Below are 18,399 nucleotides of genomic sequence, written 5' to 3'. Positions count from 1 at the left end.
CGGCCCCCGCACCGCGCGGCGGGCCGGCCGTCACCACCATGCATCGCAGAACGGAGGCGTCATGCGCCCGATCGGCATCAACACCTGGGTGTGGCAGTCGCCGCTGCGCGACGCGAGCGCGCCCGAGCTGGTGGCGCACATCGCCGGGCTCGGATTCGACCTGGTCGAGCTCCCGCTCGAGCAGGAGGGCGATCTGACCGCAGACGCGATGCGCCCGCTGCTCGAGGAGCACGGTCTCGCCGCGAGTGTCGTCGGCGCGATGGGCCCAGGGCGCGCGCTCGTCGCCACCGACGAGGACACCGTCGCCGCGACGCAGGACTACCTGCGCGCGTGCATCGATCTCGCCGCCGGAGTGGGTGCGCCCAGCGTCTGCGGCCCCTTCACGGCGGAGACCGGCCGCACGTTCCGGATGGCCGCCGACGAGCGCGCCGCGTTGATCGGCGAGCTGCGCGAACGGCTCGCCCCGGTGGTCGAGCACGCGGCGGAGCGCGGCGTCACGCTGGGCATCGAGCCGCTCAACCGCTACGAGACGTCGATCATCACCACGGTCGAGCAGGCGCTCGACGCCCTCGAGCCGCTGCTGGGCGCGCATCTGGGCCTCGCCCTCGACTCCTACCATCTCGGCATCGAGGAGCGCTCGAGCGCCGACGCCATCCGCACCGCCGGCAGCGCCATCGCGCACGTGCAGGTGTGCGGCAACGACCGCGGCGCGCCCGGCGGTGACCAGACCGACTGGCACGGGATCAGGGCCGCGCTCGACGAGGTCGGCTATCGGGGCCCGCTGGTGATCGAGAGCTTCACCGCCGAGAACGCGGCCATCGCGGTCGCCGCCTCGATCTGGCGGCCCCTGGCCGCCAGCCAGGACGATCTCGCCCGCGACGGCCTCGCCTTCCTGCGCGAGCTGGAGCGCTCGTGAGCGCCCGGCTGGGGGTCGCGGTGCTCGGCACCGCCTTCATGGGGCGCGCCCACTCCTCGGCATGGCGCAACGTCGGCGCGGTCTTCCCCGACACGACCCCGATCGACATGCGCGTCCTGGTCGGCTCCGACCCCGACAGGACGGCCAGCGCGGCGCGCACCCTCGGCTGGCAGGAGGCCTCGACCGACTGGCGCGAGGTCATCGCCCGCACCGACGTCCACATCGTCGACATCTGCACGCCGGGGCACCTGCACGCCGAGATGGCGACCGCCGCGCTCGAGGCCGGCAAGCACGTGCTGGTCGAGAAGCCGCTGGCCACTGGCCTTGCCGAGGCGGAGCGGATGGTCGCCGCGGCGGAGCATGCGCCCGGTGCTGCCATGCTCGGCTTCAACTACCGCCGGGTCCCGGCGCTCGCGCTCGCGCGCCGGCTCGTCGGCGAGGGCCGGATCGGTGACGTGCGCACCGTCCGGGCTGCGTATCTCCAGGACTGGCTCGTCGACGCAGCAGCCCCGATGACGTGGCGGTTGCGCGCCGAGACGGCGGGCAACGGCGCGCTGGGCGACCTCGGCTCACACGCGATCGACCAGATCTTCGCGATCACCGGGCTGCGCGCCACGGGAGTGCGCGGGACGCTGCGCACGTTCCAGCGCGAGCGTCAGGGGCCGGATGGGCTCGAGCAGGTCACCGTGGACGACGCCGCGTGGGCGCAGCTCGACCTCGACGGGGGAGCGGTGGCCTCGCTGGAGGTCTCGCGAGTCGCGACCGGGCGGAAGAACGGCCTCAGCATCGAGCTGCACGGCACCGACGGCGCGATCTCCTTCGACCTCGAGCGGCTCAACGAGCTCGTGGTGACCGACGGCCGCGACGCCTGGCCCTCGCGTGTGCTCGTGACCGAGCCGACGCATCCGTACCTCGACGCCTGGTGGCCTCCCGGGCACGTGCTCGGCTGGGACTCGACCTTCACCATGCAGGCCGCCGACCTGCTGCGCAGCATCGCCGCCGGGCGAGCCCCGGAGCCGTCGTTCGCCGACGGCCTCGCCGTGCAGCGCGTGCTCGATGCGGTCGAGCGCAGCGATGCCGCTGACGGTGCGAGGATGCCTCTGGACGACCACCGATGACCGAGACGAGGATGTCATGACCCGCCCCTTCACCCTGTTCACCGGACAGTGGATCGACCTGCCGTTCGAGGAGGTCGCGCGGCTCGCGGGCTCCTGGGGCTACGACGGGCTCGAGATCGCCTGCTCCGGCGACCACCTCGACGCCTCCCGCTGGGATGACGAGGCCTACGTCGCCTCACGACGGGAGATCCTCGAGCGGAACGGCCTGCAGGTGTGGGCGATCTCCAACCACCTGCACGGCCAGGCGGTCTGCGACGACCCGATCGACTTCCGTCACGAGGCGATCGTGCGTCCGCGCGTGTGGGGCGACGGCGAGCCGGAAGGCGTGCGGCAACGCGCTGCGGCCGAGCTGATGGACACGGCGCGGATGGCGCGCGCGCTCGGGGTCGACACCGTCGTCGGCTTCACGGGCTCGTCGATCTGGCAGTACGTCGCGCAGTTCCCGCCGGTGCCCGAGAGCGTCATCGAGGCGGGCTACCGCGACTTCGCCGACCGCTGGAACCCGATCATGGATGTGTTCGACGAGCTGGGTGTGCGCTTCGCGCATGAGGTGCACCCGAGCGAGATCGCGTACGACCACTGGTCGACTCAGCGCACGCTCGAGGCCATCGGCCATCGCGCGGCGTTCGGGCTCAACTGGGACCCGAGCCACATGGTATGGCAGGGCATCGACCCGGTCGGCTTCATCTCGGACTTCGCCGACCGCATCTATCACGTCGACTGCAAGGACACCCGGATGCGCATGGGCGACGGTCGCAACGGCATCCTGTCCTCTCACCTGCCGTGGGGCCACCCGAGGCGCGGCTGGGACTTCGTCTCGGCCGGTCGCGGCGACGTGGCCTGGGGCGACGCCTTCCGGACCCTCACGGCCATCGGCTACAGCGGACCCATCTCGATCGAGTGGGAGGATGCGGGCATGGATCGGCTGCAGGGTGCACCCGAAGCGCTCGCCGCGCTGCGCCGCTTCGAGTTCGAGCCCTCCAGCACGCGCTTCGACGCCGCCTTCTCGAGCGATCGCGACGGCTGAGCCAGCGGGGCTCGGCGGCTGCCGGCCGCCGAGCCCTCGGATCAGCCGGCGGCGGCGACCACCTGGAGCCAGGACCGCTTGGTCTCGAGCTCTGCCTCGATCTCGGCCTTGCGCTTCGCGTCCTTCGCTGCGGCGAGCTCACCCTCGAGCTTCTCGATGGCGTCCTCGAGCTGTCCGGCGAGGCCCTCCGAGCGCGCCTTCCGCTCGGGGTTGTGGCTCTTCCAGTGCTGCTCGTCGAGCTCGCGCACGTGCGTCTCGATCTTGCGCATGCGGTCCTCGACCTCGCGCAGCGCCTCGCGGGGCACGCGGCCGATCTCATCCCAGCGCTGCTGGATGCCGATGAGCGCGTCGCGGGCGGCCGCGCGGTCCTTCATCTCGAGGATCGGCGCGGCCTCGTCGAGCAGCTCGCGCTTGGCGACCAGATTGGCCGTGTACTCCTCGTTGTCGACGGCGACCTGCTCCGACTTCGCCTCGAAGAGGACGTCGCCGGCCTCCTTGAACTGCGCCCAGAGCGCGTCGTCGACCTTGCGGCCGGCGCGACCGGCGGCCTTCCACTGGTCGAGCAGCGCACGGTAGGCGGGGATGCCGTCGGCGCCCTTGGGCGCAAGCGCCTGCGCCTGCTCGACGAGTGCCTGCTTGCGCGCGCGGACGTCCTTGTGGGAGGCGTCGAGCTCGGCGAAGAACTTGCGGCGAGCGGTCTCGAGCGTGCTGCGGGCGTCGCGGAAGCGCTTCCAGAGCGCGTCTGCCTGGCCCTTCGGCACGCGCGGGCCGTCCTTCTGCAGGCGCTGCCAGTCGGCGAAGAGCAGATCGACCTTCTGCATCATCTGCTTCCACTGCACGTCAGCGAGGTCACCGGCCGCGAGCTGCTCGATCGACTCGACGACGCGCGTGCGCTCGGCGATCGCTGCGTCGAGCTCTGCCTTGCTGGCCGCCTGCTGCTCGGCCTCGAGCTGACCGAGCTCGCCGCGCAGCGCGTCGAGACGGGTGAGCAGCGAGGCGGTGTCGCCGACGGCGCTGGCGTTGCCGACGGCGTCGTGCAGGTGCGACGCAGCCTTCGCGACGTCCTTGGCGTTCGCACCACCGCGGATGCGCTGCTCGAGCAGGCGCACCTGGCCCTCGAGCTCGGCGAACTTGCGCTCGAAGTAGGCGAGGGCCTCCTCGGGCGTCGCGTCGGGGAACTGCCCGACCACGCGCCAGGTCTCGCCGTCCTTGACCGCGACCGTGCCTGCGGCGTCGACGCGGCCCAGGCCGCGCTCGATGACGGTCTCGCCCATGCTCGGCCCCTCTGCCGGCGCGGGTGCGGGAGCCTCGGCCGCGGCGGGCGCTTCCGCCTCCGCTGCGGGTGCCTCTGCCTCAGCGGGCGCTGCCGACTGCGCCGCAGGTGCTTCAGGATCGGCGGCAGGCGCGACGGGCTTCGCGGCAGGTGCCTCGAGGTCGGCGGCGGGTGCTGCGGGCTTCGCGGGCACCGCGGGGTCGGCGGCGGGCTCCTGCCCGGCGACCGGGGCATCGGTGGCGGTCTGCGCCGTGTCGGGCACTGCCTCCCCGCTCGGCTCGGCGACCGCCGGGGCAGCGTCATCGCTGGTCTCGGTGGTCTCGGGCGCGACCTCGTCAGCAGGCTGCTGCTGGGCGTCGGCGTCGGTGGGCTGGATGGGCTCGGGCATGACGGAGTCTCTCGTACGAGGGAACGGGCAGGACGAGCCTAGCGCGGTGTGGGCGCTCGGCTACTGCAGGACGAAGTCGTCGATGGTGACCGGCTCAGCGGGTGCGCCGTCGGGCTGGTCGTCCACCGTGCCATTGGCGATGACCTGCTCCTGCAGCTGATCGAGCCCGGAGGTGACCTGGCCGATGACGGTGTAGCCGCCGGCGGCGTCGGAGGGGATGGTGGTGTCGCCGTAGACGATGAAGAACTGGTGGCCGTTCGAGTCGGCGTTGCCGCCCTGACGAGCCATGGCGATCGTGCCCTCGACGTAGACGTCGTCGGCCGGCGCGTTCTCGATCGGGCCGTACATGAACGACGGGTCGCCCGAGCCCTGGCCGTCGACCGAGCCGCACTGCAGCACGCTGAAGCCCTCGCTGGTGGTCAGGCGGTGGCACGTCTTGCCGTCGTAGTAGTCGCGCTGGGTGTCGAACAGCACCGACGACACCGCCTGCGGCGCGAGCGAGGCGTCGAGCTCGACGCCGAGGTCGATGCCGTTGAGCGTGAGCGTGCCTGTCCAGGCGCGATCCTCGGCGAGCGAGGCGTCCGGCACCTCCGACTCGGGCGCCGCGGGCTCGCTGGCCGCCGGATCGGTGGCCGCCGGCGCCGCGGTCTCCTCTGGCGCGGCGGGCGGCTGCACGAGCGAGACGAGGCCGATGCCGCCGAAGAGCACGACGGCGGCGAGCACGCCGCCGATCACGGAGTCGCGCGTCTGGCGCCGCTTCCTGCGATCGTTCACGGTCTGCCGTGCGCGATAGTCGCGGACGCGCCGCTCCTGCTCCTGCTTCGTGACCACGGGCTCTCCTCGTCTGACTACCGCGATGTGCTCGCCCGATGAGGCTCGGGCGCGACCGGCGTTCAGGCTACCGGTTGTCCGGCGCTCATCGCGGCAGCGCGGCCCTCAGGATGTGCTCCAGCTCGCCGCGAGCACGCCGTGCCCGGCGGCGACGGCCGCCATGACCAGGCTCGCCCAGAACGCCCAGCCCAGCCGCAGCCTTCGCTCGCCGATCCAGCCGGCCACCGCGATCAGGAACGATGCGATCGCGGCCAGGCCCCACCCGACTGCGGCCGCCCATGCGGCCAATGGCTGCTGGTCGAGCAGGAGAGACCCGAAGACGACGAGCGAGGGGCCGACCACTGCGATCGCGACCACGACGATGGCGGTGGCCCAGATCGCCTCCTCGCGTTGCAGCGCGCGCCCTTCTGGTGTGGCCTTCGATTCCTCGATCGCTCTGCGGTGCCGCTCGGCAGCGCGATCGTTGTACGCCGTCCGCAGGGCGAGCACCTCGGCGAGGGGGCGGCTGCTCCGTGCCGACGAGCGGCTTCAGCAGCGCGATGGCAGCACCGGTGTTGCCGTTGCTGGCGTGCGCGCGAGCGCGTGCGACATGGTCCATCTGCTGAGTTTCGCCGAGCGCGGGAGGAACCCGCACACCGCCGCGCCCGTGGCGAGCGCTCGCCGTCGGGGCGCGTCAGCGGCCGCGCCTAGCATGGAGGCATGGCCAGGGGGACGACAGCGCCGCTCGCGGTGCGCATGCGCCCGACGAGCCTCGACGAGGTCGTCGGCCAGCGGCATCTGCTCGGTCCCGGCTCGCCGCTGCGCAGGCTCGCGGCGCCGAGCGACGGCGCCAGCGGCCAGAGCGTCATCCTCTGGGGGCCGCCCGGCACCGGCAAGACGACGCTCGCGCAGTCGATCGCGCACACCTCCGACCGCCGCTTCGTCGAGTTGAGCGCCGTCACCGCCGGCGTCAAGGACGTGCGGCAGGTGATGGAGGACTCGCTCAACCAGCGCGACCTCTTCGGCCAGTCGACTGTGCTCTTCCTCGATGAGATCCACCGCTTCACGAAGGCGCAGCAGGATGCGCTGCTGCCCGGCGTCGAGCAGGGCTGGGTCACGCTCATCGCAGCGACCACGGAGAACCCCTCCTTCAGCGTCATCTCTCCGCTGCTGTCGCGGTCGCTGCTGCTGACGCTCGAGCCGCTCGAGGATGCCGACATCGCCGAGCTCGTCGACCGCGCCGTCGCCGACCCGCGCGGCTTCGACTCCCGGATCGCGCTCGAGGACGATGCGAAGGCGCAGCTCATCCGCCTCTCCTCCGGCGATGCCCGCCGGGCGCTGACTGCCCTCGAGGCAGCCGGCGCGCACGCGCTCGAGGCGGCGGAGCCGGTCGAGCAGTCGGTGGACGACGACGAGGCGGATGCGCCCGCGACCGTGACCGCGGAGGCCCTGGCGAGCGCGGTCGACCGGGCACTGCTGCGCTACGACCGGCAGGGCGACGAGCACTACGACGTGATCTCCGCGTTCATCAAGTCGGTGCGCGGCTCCGACCCCGACGCATCGCTGCACTACCTCGCGCGCATGATCGAGGCGGGGGAGGACCCGCGCTTCATCGCCCGCCGCATCATCGTGCTCGCGAGCGAGGACATCGGCATGGCCGACCCCCAGGGCCTCGTGATCGCGACCGCTGCCGCGACGGCTGTGCAGATGATCGGCATGCCCGAGGGCCGCATCCCGCTCGCCGAGGCGACGGTCTATCTGGCGACCGCCCCGAAGTCGAACCGCTCCTACAAGGGGATGGATGCGGCGATCGCCGACGTGCGCGCCGGCGACTTCGGCCGTGTCCCCGCGCATCTGCGCGACGCCCACTACCCGGGCGCGAAGCGGCTCGGGCACGGCAAGGGCTACCGGTACGCGCACGACGCGCCGCACGGTGTCGCCACGCAGCAGTACCTGCCCGACCCGCTCGTGGGCCGCCGCTACTACGAGGCCGGCCAGCACGGCTTCGAGCGCGACGTCGCTGCCAGGCTCGAGCGCATCCGCGCCATCCTGAAGGGCGATCGCTGATCTGCTAGTCTGGACGACGGCCCACCGGGCGGCGGCATGCCACGGCAGCTTCCCCCACGGGCCCGCAACCCTCCTTAAGCCCCGGCACTCCGCCGCGGCAGCCGCTCGCGCGGCAGCGACTCAGCGAAGGAAGTCATGTCCACGAAGTCCCGTTCCCGTTCGAAGGTGCGCCTCTCGCGCGCACTCGGCGTCGCCCTCACCCCGAAGGCGGCCCGTTACCTCGAGAAGCGTCCCTACGGCCCCGGCCAGCACGGCCGCACCAAGCGCAAGGCCGACAGCGACTACGCCGTCCGTCTGCGCGAGAAGCAGCGTCTGCGCGCCCAGTACGGGCTGCGCGAGGCGCAGCTGCGCATCGTCTTCAACGAGGCACGTCGCCAGCGCGGCCTGACCGGTGAGAACCTGGTCGAGCTGCTCGAGATGCGTCTCGACGCGCTCGTGCTGCGCGCCGGCTTCGCCCGCACCACCTCGCAGGCCCGCCAGCTCGTCGTGCACCGCCACATCATGGTCGACGGCCAGCGCGTCGACCGCCCGTCCTTCCGCGTGAAGGAGGGCCAGACCATCCACGTGCATGAGCGCAGCGAGGGCATGGAGCCCTTCCAGGTCGCAGCCGCCGGCGGTCACGCCCAGGTGCTGCCCCCGGTGCCGCCGTACCTCGACGTGCAGCTCGACCGCCTGCAGGCGCGCCTCGTGCGCCGCCCCAAGCGCGCAGAGGTTCCCGTCGTCGCCGACGTCCAGCTCGTCGTCGAGTACTACGCAGCTCGCTGACCCGAGCGCAGCCGAAGAGGGGTCGCCGGGTGGCGGCCCCTCTTCGTCGTTAGACTGAACCGCCCCGTCATCGATCCGATGCGGGACAAGCGAGACACGAGAGGGACCCGCTGTGAAGAAGCTCCTGTTCCTGGCCATCGGCGTCGTCATCGGCGTCTTCGCCGCCCGCCGCATCGAGGAGACCGAGAAGGGCAAGGCTTTCCTCGACAGCGTCGACGACCGCTCGCGTGAGTTCTCGGATGCCGTCAAGGACGGCTACCAGGCTCGCGACCGCGAGCTGCGAGGCGAGTGAGACGACCCGATCCGAGCCCGGGCGCGATCGTGCGCCCGGGCTCGTCAGGCCCCGCACGGGGCTGGAAAGACCTGAGCTGATGCAGACCGCAGAGATCCACAGCCGCTTCCTGAAGCACTTCGAGCAGCGCGGCCACACCATCGTCCCCTCGGCGTCGCTGGTCAGCGACGACCCCGCGATCATGTTCACGATCGCCGGCATGGTGCCCTTCATCCCCTACCTGTCGGGCCGCGTTCCCGCCCCCTGGCCCCGCGTCGCGGACGTGCAGAAGTGCATCCGCACCAACGACATCGAGGAGGTCGGCCGCACGCCGCGGCACGGCACCTTCTTCCAGATGGCCGGCAACTGGTCGTTCGGCGACTACTTCAAGCGCGAGGCCATCCAGTACGCGTGGGAGCTGCTCACCGGCTCCGAGGCCGACGGCGGCTACGCGTTCGACCCGGCGCGGCTGTGGGCGACGGTCTACGAGACCGACGACGAGGCCGAGCGCCTGTGGCTCGAGCTCACCGACATCCCGCAGGAGCGCATCCAGCGCCTCGGGCTCGAGGACAACTACTGGATGACCGGGCAGCCCGGCCCCGCCGGCCCCGACTCCGAGATCTTCTACGACCTGGGTCCCGAGTACGGCCCCGAGGGCGGCCCCGCGACCGGCCACGACCGCTACGTGGAGATCTGGAACCTCGTCTTCATGCAGGACGAGATCGCCGACGTGCGCTCGAAGACCGAGTTCACGATCGTGCGCGAGCTGCCGAGCAAGAACATCGACACCGGCATGGGACTCGAGCGCATCGCCTTCCTCAAGCAGGGCGTGCAGAACATGTACGAGATCGACCAGGTGCGGCCCGTGCTCGACCTCGCCAGCGAGCTCTCCGGCCGCCGCTACGGCGCCGTGCACGAGGACGACGTGCGGATGCGCGTGGTCGCCGATCACGTGCGCTCGTCGCTCATGCTGATGGGCGACGGCGTCACCCCCGGCAACGAGGGCCGCGGCTACATCCTCCGCCGCCTGATGCGCCGCTCGATCCGCGGCATGCGGCTGCTGGGCGTGCACGAGGCGACCTTCCCGACCCTCTTCCGCGCCAGCTTCGACGCCATGTCGACCGCGTACCCCGATCTGCAGGAGTCGTACGGCCGCATCGAGCGCCTGGCGGTCGCCGAGGAGCAGACCTTCCTGAAGACGCTCGAGGCCGGCTCGACCGTGCTCGACCTCGCGATGGCGGATGTGCGAGAGGACTCCGGCCACACGGTGCCCGGCAAGACCGCCTTCCTGCTGCACGACACCTACGGCTTCCCGATCGATCTGACGATGGAGATCGCCGAGGAGGCGGGCCTCGCCGTCGACCGCTCGAGCTTCGAGACGCTCATGAGCGAGCAGCGCACGCGCGCGAAGGCGGATGCCAAGTCGCGCCGCCGCCAGCTCGCCGACCTCTCGGTCTACTCCGAGCTGCGCGGCAAGGGCGAGACGGCGTTCCTCGGCTACGACGAGCTCGAGGCCGACGGCGAGGTGATCGGCATCATCGCCGATGGCGCGCAGGTCGCCTCGGCGACCGTCGACCAGGAGGTGGAGGTGGTGCTCACCGCCACCTCGCTCTACGCGGAGTCCGGCGGCCAGGACAGCGACCAGGGCCGCCTCGTCGGCCCCGGCTTCGAGGCCGACGTGCTCGACGTGCAGCGGCCCGTGCAGGGCCTCATCAGCCACACCGTGCGCGTGACCAGCGGCGAGATCGCCGTCGGCGACGTCGCGCACGCGGTGGTCGACCCGCTCTACCGCCGCGGCGCGAACCGCGCCCACTCGGCCACCCACCTCGTGCACGCGGCGCTGCGCCAGCTGCTCGGCCCCGACGCCGTGCAGGCCGGCTCGTACAACAAGGCCGGCTACATGCGCCTCGACTTCTCGTGGTCGAGCCCGCTCTCGGGCGACATGCGGCAGGAGCTCGAGGGCATCGCCAACAGCGCCATCAGCGACGACCTGCCGGTCGAGACCCGCGTGATGCCGCTCGACGAGGCGAAAGCGCTCGGTGCGATGTCGCTGTTCGGCGAGAAGTACGGCAGCACGGTGCGCATGGTCGACATCGGCGGCCCGTGGTCGCGCGAGCTCTGCGGCGGCACCCACGTCGGCACCTCCAGCCAGGTCGGCCTCATCTCGATCACGAGCGAGGCGAGCGTCGGCTCGAGCGCGCGTCGCGTCGAGGCGGCCGTGGGGGCGGATGCGTTCGAGCAGCTGGTCGCGGAGCGCACCCTGGTGAGCGAGCTCACCTCGATGCTCAAGACGCCGAAGGAGCAGCTGCCCGGCAGGATCCAGGAGATCGTCGCGTCGCTCAAGAGCGCGGAGAAGCGCATCGCCGAGTTCGAGTCGAAGCAGCTCGCCGGCCGCGTGCAGCCGATCGCCGACGCCGCCGAACGGGTCGGCGATGTGCGCCTGGCTGCGATCGATCTCGGTGCGGTGGGCTCGGCCGACGACCTGCGCTCGCTCGCCGGCCAGGTGCGCGAGCGCCTGGGCGCCGAGCCCGCGGTGGTCGCCATCGGCGGCGCCGTCGACGGCAAGCCGGCGATCGTGGTCGCCACCAACCAGGCCGCTCGCGACGCCGGTCGGGCGGCCGGACCGCTCGCGAAGGCGGCGGCGGGCGTGCTCGGGGGCGGCGGTGGCGGCAAGCCCGACATGGCGCAGGGCGGTGGGCAGGACGCGAGCGCGATGCCCGCGGCGCTGCTCGCCGTGCGCGAGGGGCTGAACCGCTGAGCGGCTCGGGGTCGAACACCATGCGAGCAGGCGTGCGGATCGGCGTCGACGTGGGCAGGGCCCGCGTCGGCGTGGCCCGCTGCGACCGCGACGGCCTGCTGGCGACTCCGGTGGAGACGATCCAGCGTGCGAGCATCGACGTCGTCACCCGGCTGCGCGCGATCGCCGAGGAGCTGGGCGCGGTCGAGGCCGTCGTCGGCCTGCCGATCTCGCTCTCTGGTGGCGACACCCCGAGCACGCAGGACGCGCGCGACATGGCGGCGCAGCTCGCCGCCAGCATGCCCGTGCGGCTGGTGGACGAGCGGCTCTCGACCGTGACCGCCTCGGCAGGCATGCGCGCATCCGGCAAATCGACGCGCCAGCAGCGCGCCACGATCGATCAGGCGGCCGCGGTCGTCATCCTGCAGCACGCGCTCGACAGCGAGCGCGCATCCGGGCGGGCCCCGGGCGAGCTGCTCACCGACGGCGGCGCAGCCGCACAGCGAGAGGGCTGACCATGGCAGGACGACGCGCACGCGCCCAGGCTGAGCGCAAGCGACGGGGCCGCAGGCGGCTGATCGGCTGGAGCATCGCACTGGCGGTGCTCGTCGGCCTCGGCTTCGCCGCGGCCTGGGGCATCGGGCAGCTGCAGGAGCGCTTCGCCGAGGCGGAGGACTACCCGGGCCCCGGCACCGGCGAGGTGACGGTGCAGATCGAGCCCGGCCAGAACGGCTACGACGTGGCTGCGACGCTCGTCGAGCAGGACGTCATCGCGAGCGCCGAGGCGTTCACCGACATCCTGGTCGCCGACCCGTCGATCCAGCTGCACCCGGGCGGATACCAGCTGCGGCAGCAGATGTCTGCGCAGGGCGCTCTCGATGCGCTCCTCGACCCGGAGAGCAAGGTCGAGCTGCGCGTGACGGTGCCCGAGGGCTACACCTTCCAGCAGGTGTTCGAGCGGCTCGAGCGGGACCTCGGCATCCCCGCAGCGGAGTTCCTGCCGCTCAAGGACGATCCGGCCCGGTTCGGCCTGCCGGCAGACGCGCTGACGATCGAGGGCTGGATGTTCCCGGCCACCTACACGTTCGACGAGGGCGTCACCGCGGAGGGCGTGATCCAGGCGATGATCGACCGGCAGCGGCAGGCCCTCGCCTCGCACGGCGTCGCCGAGGCCGACGCGCAGCGTGTGCTCACCTTCGCCGCGCTCGTGCAGCGCGAGGCGCGCTTCGCCGACGACTTCGGCAAGGTGGCTCGCGTCTTCCAGAACCGGCTCGACATCAACATGCCGCTGCAGTCGGATGCCACCGTCGCGTACGGCACCGGCAACCTGCACGTCGTGACCACGACCGCCGAGGAGCGGGCGGACGCGACAAACCCGTACAACACCTACCAGCACCCCGGGCTGCCGGTCGGGCCGATCGGGGCACCGGGCGACCAGGCGATCCAGGCGGTGCTCGAGCCGACCGAGGGCCCGTGGCTGTACTTCGTCACGGTGAACCCGGAGACCGGCGAGACGATCTTCTCCGAGACGTACGACCAGCACCAGGTGGCGGTCGCGCAGTTCCAGCAGTTCCTGCGCGACAACCCGGGCTGGGGCGGCTGAGTGCAGCGGCTCGGCGGCGGCACCCGGCGGCTCGCGGTCGTCGGGGCTCCGATCGAGCATTCGCTCTCGCCGGTGCTGCAGGCCGCGGCCGCGCGCGAGCTCGGGCTCGACTGGCGCTATGAGCGCCGGCTCGTCGCCGCGGGCGAGCTGGCCGACTTCGTCGACGTGCTCGACGCAGCCTGGCTCGGACTGTCGGTCACCGCACCGCTCAAGCACGAGGCGCGGCGGCTGGCGGCGACGGTCGACGCGCGCGCCGAGCTGACCGGCGCGGTGAACACGCTGCTGCTGGGCCCCCAGCTGCGCGGCTGGAACACCGACGTGGGCGGCATCGTGCGGGCGCTGACGGATGCCGGGGCCGGCTCGATCGCGTCCGGCGCGATCGTGGGCGCGGGCGGCACCGCGCGGGCCGCGCTGCTGGCGCTGGCGGAGCTCGGCGCGAGCACCGTCGCCGTGGCGCTGCGCACGCCGGCGAAAGGCGCCGGGCTCGAGGCGCTGGGGGAGCGGCTCGGCGTGCGGGTCGCGCTGCAGCCGCTCGGGCAGCCGCTGCCAGCGGTCGACGCGGCGGTCTCCACGCTGCCGGCCGGGGCCGACCTCGTGCCGGACTTCACGCATCCGCCCGATGTCCTGCTCGACGCCGACTACGCGCGGCCGGAGGGCTCGCGCTACCTGCCTGCGCTCGGCGCGGAGCGCGTGATCGACGGGCGCGAGATGCTGCTGGGCCAGGCCGTGCTGCAGGCGCGGGTCTTCGCGAACGCCGACGTCGACGCGGCACTGGACGACGAGCAGCACGTGGCGGCGGCGATGCGGGCCGCCATGGTCGGGAGCGGCACTGCCGGTCTGGAAGAATCGTAGGCATGCTGCGCTGGCTCACCGCCGGGGAATCCCACGGCCCCGAACTGATCGCTGTGCTCGAAGGGCTTCCCGCGGGGGTGCCGATCACTGCCGAGCAGATCCAGGCCGACCTGCAGCGACGCAAGCTGGGCGCCGGCCGCGGCGCCCGCATGAAGTTCGAGCAGGACGCCCTCTCGATCTCCGGCGGCGTGCGACACGGGCTGACGCAGGGCGGCCCGATCGCGCTGCGCGTCGGCAACACCGAGTGGCCGAAGTGGACCGAGGTGATGTCGCCGGCGCCGCTGGAGGGCGAGCTGACGGGGGCGAGGGCGGCGAAGCTGACCCGACCGCGGCCCGGTCACGCCGATCTGGTGGGCATGCAGAAGCACGGCTTCGACGAGGCGCGGCCCGTGCTCGAGCGCGCGAGCGCCCGCGAGACCGCCGCGCGGGTGGCGCTCGGTGCTGTGGCGCGCGCGTTCCTGGGTGAGCTGGGCGTGCGCCTGGTCAGCCACACGCTCTCGATCGGCCCCGTGCGCGTGCCGGCGGATGCGGCGCTGCCGGTCCCTGAGGACGTCGACCGGCTGGACGCGGACGAGCTGCGCTGCAACCACGCCGGCACGAGCGCCGCGATGCTGGCCGAGGTCGAGGACGCGCGCCGAGCGGGCGACACGCTCGGCGGCATCGTCGAGGTGCTCGCCTACGGCCTGCCGCCGGGGCTCGGCTCCTACGTGCACTGGGACCGCAAGCTCGACGGCCGGCTCGCGCAGGCGCTGATGAGCATCCAGGCGATCAAGGGCGTCGAGGTCGGCGACGGCTTCGAGACCACCCGTCGTCGCGGCAGCGTCGCGCACGACGAGCTGATCGCGGGCGAGGACGGCACGCACCGGGAGACCGGGCGCGCTGGCGGCATCGAGGGCGGCATGTCCACCGGCGACCCCTTGCGCGTGCGCGCCGGCATGAAGCCGATCGCGACGGTGCCGCGCGCGCTGCGCACGATCGACGTGGCGACCGGCGAGGCAGCACAGGCGCACCACCAGCGCAGCGACGTCTGCGCCGTGCCCGCCGCGGGTGTGGTAGCCGAGGCGATGGTCGCCCTCGTGCTCGCCGAGGCGATGGTCGAGAAGTTCGGCGGCGACTCGGTCGCCGAGACGCGCAGGAACCTCGACGCGTACCTCGCCGCGATCCCCGAGCAGCTGCGCACGGTGCCGGAGGCATCCTGATGCCAGCAGCGCCGACGGCGGTCCTGTGACCGCTGACGCCCCGCGACCGGGCGACGAGGCGAGCGAGACGCCGCCGGTCGCCCTGATCGGCCCGATGGCCGCCGGCAAGACCTCGCTGGGCCGCAAGCTCGCCTCCCGCATCGGCCGCACCTTCGCCGACACCGACCGCCTCGTGGTGCTCGACCACGGGCCGATCCCGGAGATCTTCGCGACGCACGGCGAGCCGGCCTTCCGCCGCTGGGAGGCGCAGGCGGTGCAGCAGGCGCTCACCCCCGGCAGCGTCGTCGCGCTCGGCGGCGGGGCGGTGCTCGACGAGGGCACGCGCGCGCTGCTGCGCGAGCAGGCCACCGTCGTGCTGGTCACCGTCGACGAGCGCACCGCCGAGCGCCGGCTCGGCGGCGGCGGCCGGCCCCTGGTCGCCGGCGGCATCGCCGACTGGCGCCGCATCGCCGCCGAGCGCGAACCGATCTACCGCGAGCTCGCCGAACTGACCGTCGACACCTCGCGCACCCCCATGTCGCGGCTGGTCGACGAGCTCGAGGCCCGGCTGGCCGAGCGCGGACTCTGACCGCGACGCGGATCAGCACCATCACCGCCACCACCACCCACTGAAGGAGCGCAAGCGCATGACCACCATCCGCGTCGAGACCGAGGCGCCGTACGACGTCCACGTCGGCAGGGGCATCCTGGTCGAGCGCCTGCAGGCGGGCCTGGGCGATGCCCAGCGGCTGCTGGTCGTCCACCAGCCCGCCATGAGCCGCATCGCCGAGCACCTGAAGGCCGAGCTCGGCGTCGAGGTGCTGCTCGCCGAGGTGCCAGACGCCGAGGCGGCCAAGCGCATCGAGGTCGCGCAGTTCCTGTGGCAGATCATGGGGCAGGCGGAGTTCACCAGGACGGATGCGGTGGTGGGCCTCGGCGGCGGCGCCGTCACCGACCTGGCCGGCTTCGCGGCAGCCACCTGGCTGCGCGGCATCAAGGTGCTGCAGGTGCCCACGAGCGTGCTCGGCATCGTCGACGCCGCCGTCGGCGGCAAGACCGGCATCAACACCGAGCAGGGCAAGAACCTCGTCGGCGCCTTCCACCACCCCTCGAGCGTGATCGCCGACCTCGAGCTGGTCGACTCGCTGCCGCGCAATGAGCTGCTCACCGGCTTCGCCGAGATCGTCAAGGCGGGCTTCATCGCCGACCCGCGCATCCTGGAGCTGCTCGAGGGCTCGCTGGAGGCATCCACCGACCCCACGACGCCCGAGTTCGCCGAGGTGATCGCCCGCTCGATCGAGGTGAAGGCGAAGGTCGTCGCGACCGACTTCCGCGACCACGGCGACCGCGAGTTCCTCAACTACGGCCACACCCTCGGCCACGCGATCGAGCACAACGAGCGCTATCGCTGGCGCCATGGCGCCGCCGTCTCGATCGGCATGGTCTTCGCCGCCGAGCTCTCGCGCCTCGCGGGCAGGCTGCCGGAGCCCGTGGTCGACCGGCACCGGGCGATCCTCGAGTCGCTGGAGCTGCCGACGACGTACCCGGTGGGGCGCTGGCAGTCGCTGCTGGCCGCGATGCGGCGGGACAAGAAGTCGCGCGGCTCGATGCTGCGCTTCGTGGTGCTCGACGACGTCGCCAAGCCGCGTATCCTGGAGGGCCCGGACGAGGGGCTGCTGTTCATGGCCTACCAGTCGCTCGCCGACTGAGCACGCGCCCCGCCCGCTGAGTGGCGGCTGCGGCAGGTGAGTGGCGGCTGCGTCGAGTCCCATACACGAGCCGCCACTCGATCGCGGGAGCCGCCACTCGATCGCGGGAGCCGCTGGCGGGGCGTGGGCGGTCTGCGCCACCATCGTCGCAAGCGCCCACATCTGGCGGGCGGAAGCGAGAGGGGCGCACCGTGGCGCACGGAGACATCACCCACATCGAGATCCCGGTCAGCGACTTCGCGAAGTCCACCGCCTTCTACTCCGACCTCTTCGGCTGGCAGATCGCCGAAATGGAGGGGTTCGAGGGCTACCCGATGTTCCAGGCGCCCAACGGCGTCTCGGGCGGCGCGCTGACCGAGCGCGACGAGGGCTTCACGCAGCCCCGCAGCATGGTCGAGGTCGACTCGATCGACGAGGCGCTCGCGAAGGCGACCGCGCAGGGCGGCTCGGTGGCGGTCGAGAAGAGCGCGATCACGCCGACGAGCTGGTGGGCGCTGCTCACCGACCCCGACGGCAACCACATCGGCCTGTTCGAGGGCGAGATGTAGCGAGCGTCACGGTGCCCGCGCATCGCGGGCACCGCGATGCGGCAGACTGGCGCCATGCGCATCCTCGTCCTCAACGGGCCGAACCTCGGCAGGCTCGGCACCCGGGAGCCCGACGTCTACGGCACGGCGACCGTTGCCGACATCGCGCCGCTGGTGGAGGCCGTCGGCACCGCCGAGCGCCCGATCGAGGCCGATGTGCGGCAGACCGACGACGAGGCCGAGCTGGTCGGCTGGATCCACGAGGCGGTCGATGCCGCGACGCCGGTGATCCTCAACCCGGCGGCGTTCACGCACTACTCCTACGCGCTGCGCGACGCCTGCGCGCAGCTGCAGGGCGTGGCGCCGCTCGTGGAGGTCCACATCTCCAACCCGCACGCGCGCGAGGCCTTCCGTCACACATCCGTCGTCTCCGGCGTCGCGACCGGCGTGATCGCCGGCTTCGGGCTGCGCGGCTACGCCCTCGCAGCCGCCGCGATCGTCGCCCGCTAGACTCTCCTGTCGGCGCAGTGCTCGCCGCCAGCAGCGCTGGTGGCACCTGCGGCCCCACCTGCTCCCACGGAACGGAATCGCCTCATGGCAACCACGAACGACATCAAGAACGGCGCGGTGCTGAACCTCGACGGCCAGCTCTGGAGCGTCATCGAGTTCCAGCACGTCAAGCCCGGCAAGGGCGGCGCCTTCGTGCGCACCAAGCTGCGCAACGCGCGCAGCCAGAAGACGGTCGACAAGACCTTCAACGCCGGCACCAAGATCGACTTCGCCACCGTCGACCGCCGCGACTACCAGTTCCTGTACAACGACGGCACCGACTTCGTCTTCATGGACAACGACACGTACGATCAGCTGCCGATCCCCGCCGACATCGTGGGCGACGGCGCGAAGTACCTGCTCGAGAACGGCACCGCCACCATCTCCATGCACGAGGGCGAGGCGCTCCAGGTCGAGCTGCCCGCGTCCGTCGTGCTCGAGATCACCTACACCGAGCCGGGCCTGCAGGGCGACCGCTCGAGCGCCGGCACCAAGGCCGCGACCGTCGAGACCGGCGCAGAGGTGCAGGTGCCGCTGTTCGTCGAGCAGGGCACGCGCATCAAGGTCGACACGCGCGACGGCAGCTACCTCGGCCGCGTCACCGACTGA

Annotated in this window: 19 protein-coding genes; 16 read left to right on the top strand and 3 right to left on the bottom strand. The window is 72.3% G+C overall.

The genetic code is table 11. From position 1 onward, the window contains the following. Positions 1-61: 61 nt before the first annotated feature. The 3 genes from BM288_RS13480 to BM288_RS13470 are packed head-to-tail and all read left to right on the top strand — an operon-like array spanning position 62 to position 3,061. Entirely contained in the window at positions 62-916 is an 855-nt protein-coding gene (locus tag BM288_RS13480; RefSeq protein ID WP_092919606.1) for a sugar phosphate isomerase/epimerase family protein, read from the top strand. Further along, positions 913-2,034: a Gfo/Idh/MocA family protein gene (locus tag BM288_RS13475; protein ID WP_318255588.1), complete on the top strand. Its 1,122-nt coding sequence runs from the start codon at positions 913-915 to the stop codon at positions 2,032-2,034. The genes BM288_RS13480 and BM288_RS13475 overlap by 4 nt, the downstream gene beginning before the upstream one ends. A gap of 16 nt (positions 2,035-2,050) precedes the next feature. Then, complete coding sequence (locus BM288_RS13470) at positions 2,051-3,061, top strand: sugar phosphate isomerase/epimerase family protein (RefSeq protein WP_092919604.1); 1,011 nt, start codon at positions 2,051-2,053, stop codon at positions 3,059-3,061. A gap of 41 nt (positions 3,062-3,102) precedes the next feature. Here BM288_RS13470 and BM288_RS13465 read toward each other — a convergent pair whose 3' ends face one another. The 3 genes from BM288_RS13465 to BM288_RS13455 form a co-directional block, all read right to left on the bottom strand. Then, complete coding sequence (locus BM288_RS13465; RefSeq protein ID WP_318255587.1) at positions 3,103-4,722, bottom strand: DUF349 domain-containing protein; 1,620 nt, start codon at positions 4,720-4,722, stop codon at positions 3,103-3,105. A gap of 60 nt (positions 4,723-4,782) precedes the next feature. Then, positions 4,783-5,553, bottom strand: a complete 771-nt coding sequence (locus BM288_RS13460; RefSeq protein WP_092919602.1) for a peptidylprolyl isomerase — start codon at positions 5,551-5,553, stop codon at positions 4,783-4,785. Between the two features lie 105 nt (positions 5,554-5,658). Further along, positions 5,659-6,042 carry a hypothetical protein gene (locus tag BM288_RS13455; RefSeq protein ID WP_092919600.1) on the bottom strand — a complete coding sequence of 128 codons (384 nt, stop codon included), beginning with the start codon at positions 6,040-6,042 and terminating at the stop codon, positions 5,659-5,661. A 210-nt stretch (positions 6,043-6,252) separates the two neighbouring features. On the opposite strand from BM288_RS13455, the gene BM288_RS13450 reads away from it, so the two are divergent. The 13 genes from BM288_RS13450 (at position 6,253) to efp (ending at position 18,399) form a co-directional block, all read left to right on the top strand. Next, positions 6,253-7,599 (top strand): replication-associated recombination protein A, encoded by a 1,347-nt coding sequence (locus BM288_RS13450; protein WP_092919598.1) that lies wholly within the window; start codon positions 6,253-6,255, stop codon positions 7,597-7,599. Positions 7,600-7,734: 135 nt separating this feature from the next. Continuing rightward, positions 7,735-8,364: a 30S ribosomal protein S4 gene (gene rpsD, locus BM288_RS13445; RefSeq protein WP_092919596.1), complete on the top strand. Its 630-nt coding sequence runs from the start codon at positions 7,735-7,737 to the stop codon at positions 8,362-8,364. Between the two features lie 112 nt (positions 8,365-8,476). Continuing rightward, the gene (locus BM288_RS13440) at positions 8,477-8,656 is read left to right on the top strand and encodes a hypothetical protein (protein ID WP_092919594.1); all 180 of its coding nucleotides are present in this window, start codon (positions 8,477-8,479) and stop codon (positions 8,654-8,656) included. A 79-nt stretch (positions 8,657-8,735) separates the two neighbouring features. Beyond that, positions 8,736-11,393 (top strand): alanine--tRNA ligase, encoded by a 2,658-nt coding sequence (alaS, locus tag BM288_RS13435; RefSeq protein WP_092919592.1) that lies wholly within the window; start codon positions 8,736-8,738, stop codon positions 11,391-11,393. A 20-nt stretch (positions 11,394-11,413) separates the two neighbouring features. Beyond that, entirely contained in the window at positions 11,414-11,887 is a 474-nt protein-coding gene (gene ruvX, locus BM288_RS13430; RefSeq protein WP_092919590.1) for a Holliday junction resolvase RuvX, read from the top strand. A gap of 2 nt (positions 11,888-11,889) precedes the next feature. Next, positions 11,890-12,975: an endolytic transglycosylase MltG gene (mltG, locus tag BM288_RS13425; RefSeq protein ID WP_092919588.1), complete on the top strand. Its 1,086-nt coding sequence runs from the start codon at positions 11,890-11,892 to the stop codon at positions 12,973-12,975. Then, the gene (locus BM288_RS13420; protein WP_092919587.1) at positions 12,976-13,827 is read left to right on the top strand and encodes a hypothetical protein; all 852 of its coding nucleotides are present in this window, start codon (positions 12,976-12,978) and stop codon (positions 13,825-13,827) included. Positions 13,828-13,829: 2 nt separating this feature from the next. Further along, positions 13,830-15,026: a chorismate synthase gene (aroC, locus tag BM288_RS13415; protein WP_092919585.1), complete on the top strand. Its 1,197-nt coding sequence runs from the start codon at positions 13,830-13,832 to the stop codon at positions 15,024-15,026. Between the two features lie 25 nt (positions 15,027-15,051). Next, entirely contained in the window at positions 15,052-15,594 is a 543-nt protein-coding gene (locus tag BM288_RS13410; protein ID WP_318255586.1) for a shikimate kinase, read from the top strand. Between the two features lie 58 nt (positions 15,595-15,652). Further along, the gene (gene aroB / locus BM288_RS13405; protein ID WP_092919583.1) at positions 15,653-16,714 is read left to right on the top strand and encodes a 3-dehydroquinate synthase; all 1,062 of its coding nucleotides are present in this window, start codon (positions 15,653-15,655) and stop codon (positions 16,712-16,714) included. Positions 16,715-16,905: 191 nt separating this feature from the next. Further along, positions 16,906-17,262, top strand: coding sequence for a VOC family protein (locus BM288_RS13400; protein ID WP_092919581.1), 357 nt, complete (start codon positions 16,906-16,908; stop codon positions 17,260-17,262). A 54-nt stretch (positions 17,263-17,316) separates the two neighbouring features. Continuing rightward, positions 17,317-17,751, top strand: a complete 435-nt coding sequence (aroQ, locus tag BM288_RS13395) for a type II 3-dehydroquinate dehydratase (RefSeq protein ID WP_092919579.1) — start codon at positions 17,317-17,319, stop codon at positions 17,749-17,751. Positions 17,752-17,835: 84 nt separating this feature from the next. Continuing rightward, the gene (gene efp / locus BM288_RS13390; protein WP_092919577.1) at positions 17,836-18,399 is read left to right on the top strand and encodes an elongation factor P; all 564 of its coding nucleotides are present in this window, start codon (positions 17,836-17,838) and stop codon (positions 18,397-18,399) included.

Source organism: Agrococcus baldri (assembly GCA_900114805.1).
GTDB lineage: Bacteria > Actinomycetota > Actinomycetes > Actinomycetales > Microbacteriaceae > Agrococcus > Agrococcus baldri.
Note: the sequence above shows the minus strand (reverse complement) of the source record. Positions and strands in the feature narration are given on the sequence as shown.

What these genes read in the sequence shown, in the direction of transcription:
- rpsD (WP_092919596.1), top strand. Translation starts at nt 7,735, where the DNA reads ATGTCCACGAAGTCCCGTTCCCGTTCGAAGGTGCGCCTCTCGCGCGCA.
- aroC (WP_092919585.1), top strand. Translation starts at nt 13,830, where the DNA reads ATGCTGCGCTGGCTCACCGCCGGGGAATCCCACGGCCCCGAACTGATC.
- BM288_RS13465 (WP_318255587.1), bottom strand. Translation starts at nt 4,722, where the DNA reads ATGCCCGAGCCCATCCAGCCCACCGACGCCGACGCCCAGCAGCAGCCT.
- mltG (WP_092919588.1), top strand. Translation starts at nt 11,890, where the DNA reads ATGGCAGGACGACGCGCACGCGCCCAGGCTGAGCGCAAGCGACGGGGC.
- BM288_RS13450 (WP_092919598.1), top strand. Translation starts at nt 6,253, where the DNA reads ATGGCCAGGGGGACGACAGCGCCGCTCGCGGTGCGCATGCGCCCGACG.
- efp (WP_092919577.1), top strand. Translation starts at nt 17,836, where the DNA reads ATGGCAACCACGAACGACATCAAGAACGGCGCGGTGCTGAACCTCGAC.
- aroB (WP_092919583.1), top strand. Translation starts at nt 15,653, where the DNA reads ATGACCACCATCCGCGTCGAGACCGAGGCGCCGTACGACGTCCACGTC.
- BM288_RS13470 (WP_092919604.1), top strand. Translation starts at nt 2,051, where the DNA reads ATGACCCGCCCCTTCACCCTGTTCACCGGACAGTGGATCGACCTGCCG.
- alaS (WP_092919592.1), top strand. Translation starts at nt 8,736, where the DNA reads ATGCAGACCGCAGAGATCCACAGCCGCTTCCTGAAGCACTTCGAGCAG.
- aroQ (WP_092919579.1), top strand. Translation starts at nt 17,317, where the DNA reads ATGCGCATCCTCGTCCTCAACGGGCCGAACCTCGGCAGGCTCGGCACC.
- BM288_RS13480 (WP_092919606.1), top strand. Translation starts at nt 62, where the DNA reads ATGCGCCCGATCGGCATCAACACCTGGGTGTGGCAGTCGCCGCTGCGC.
- ruvX (WP_092919590.1), top strand. Translation starts at nt 11,414, where the DNA reads ATGCGAGCAGGCGTGCGGATCGGCGTCGACGTGGGCAGGGCCCGCGTC.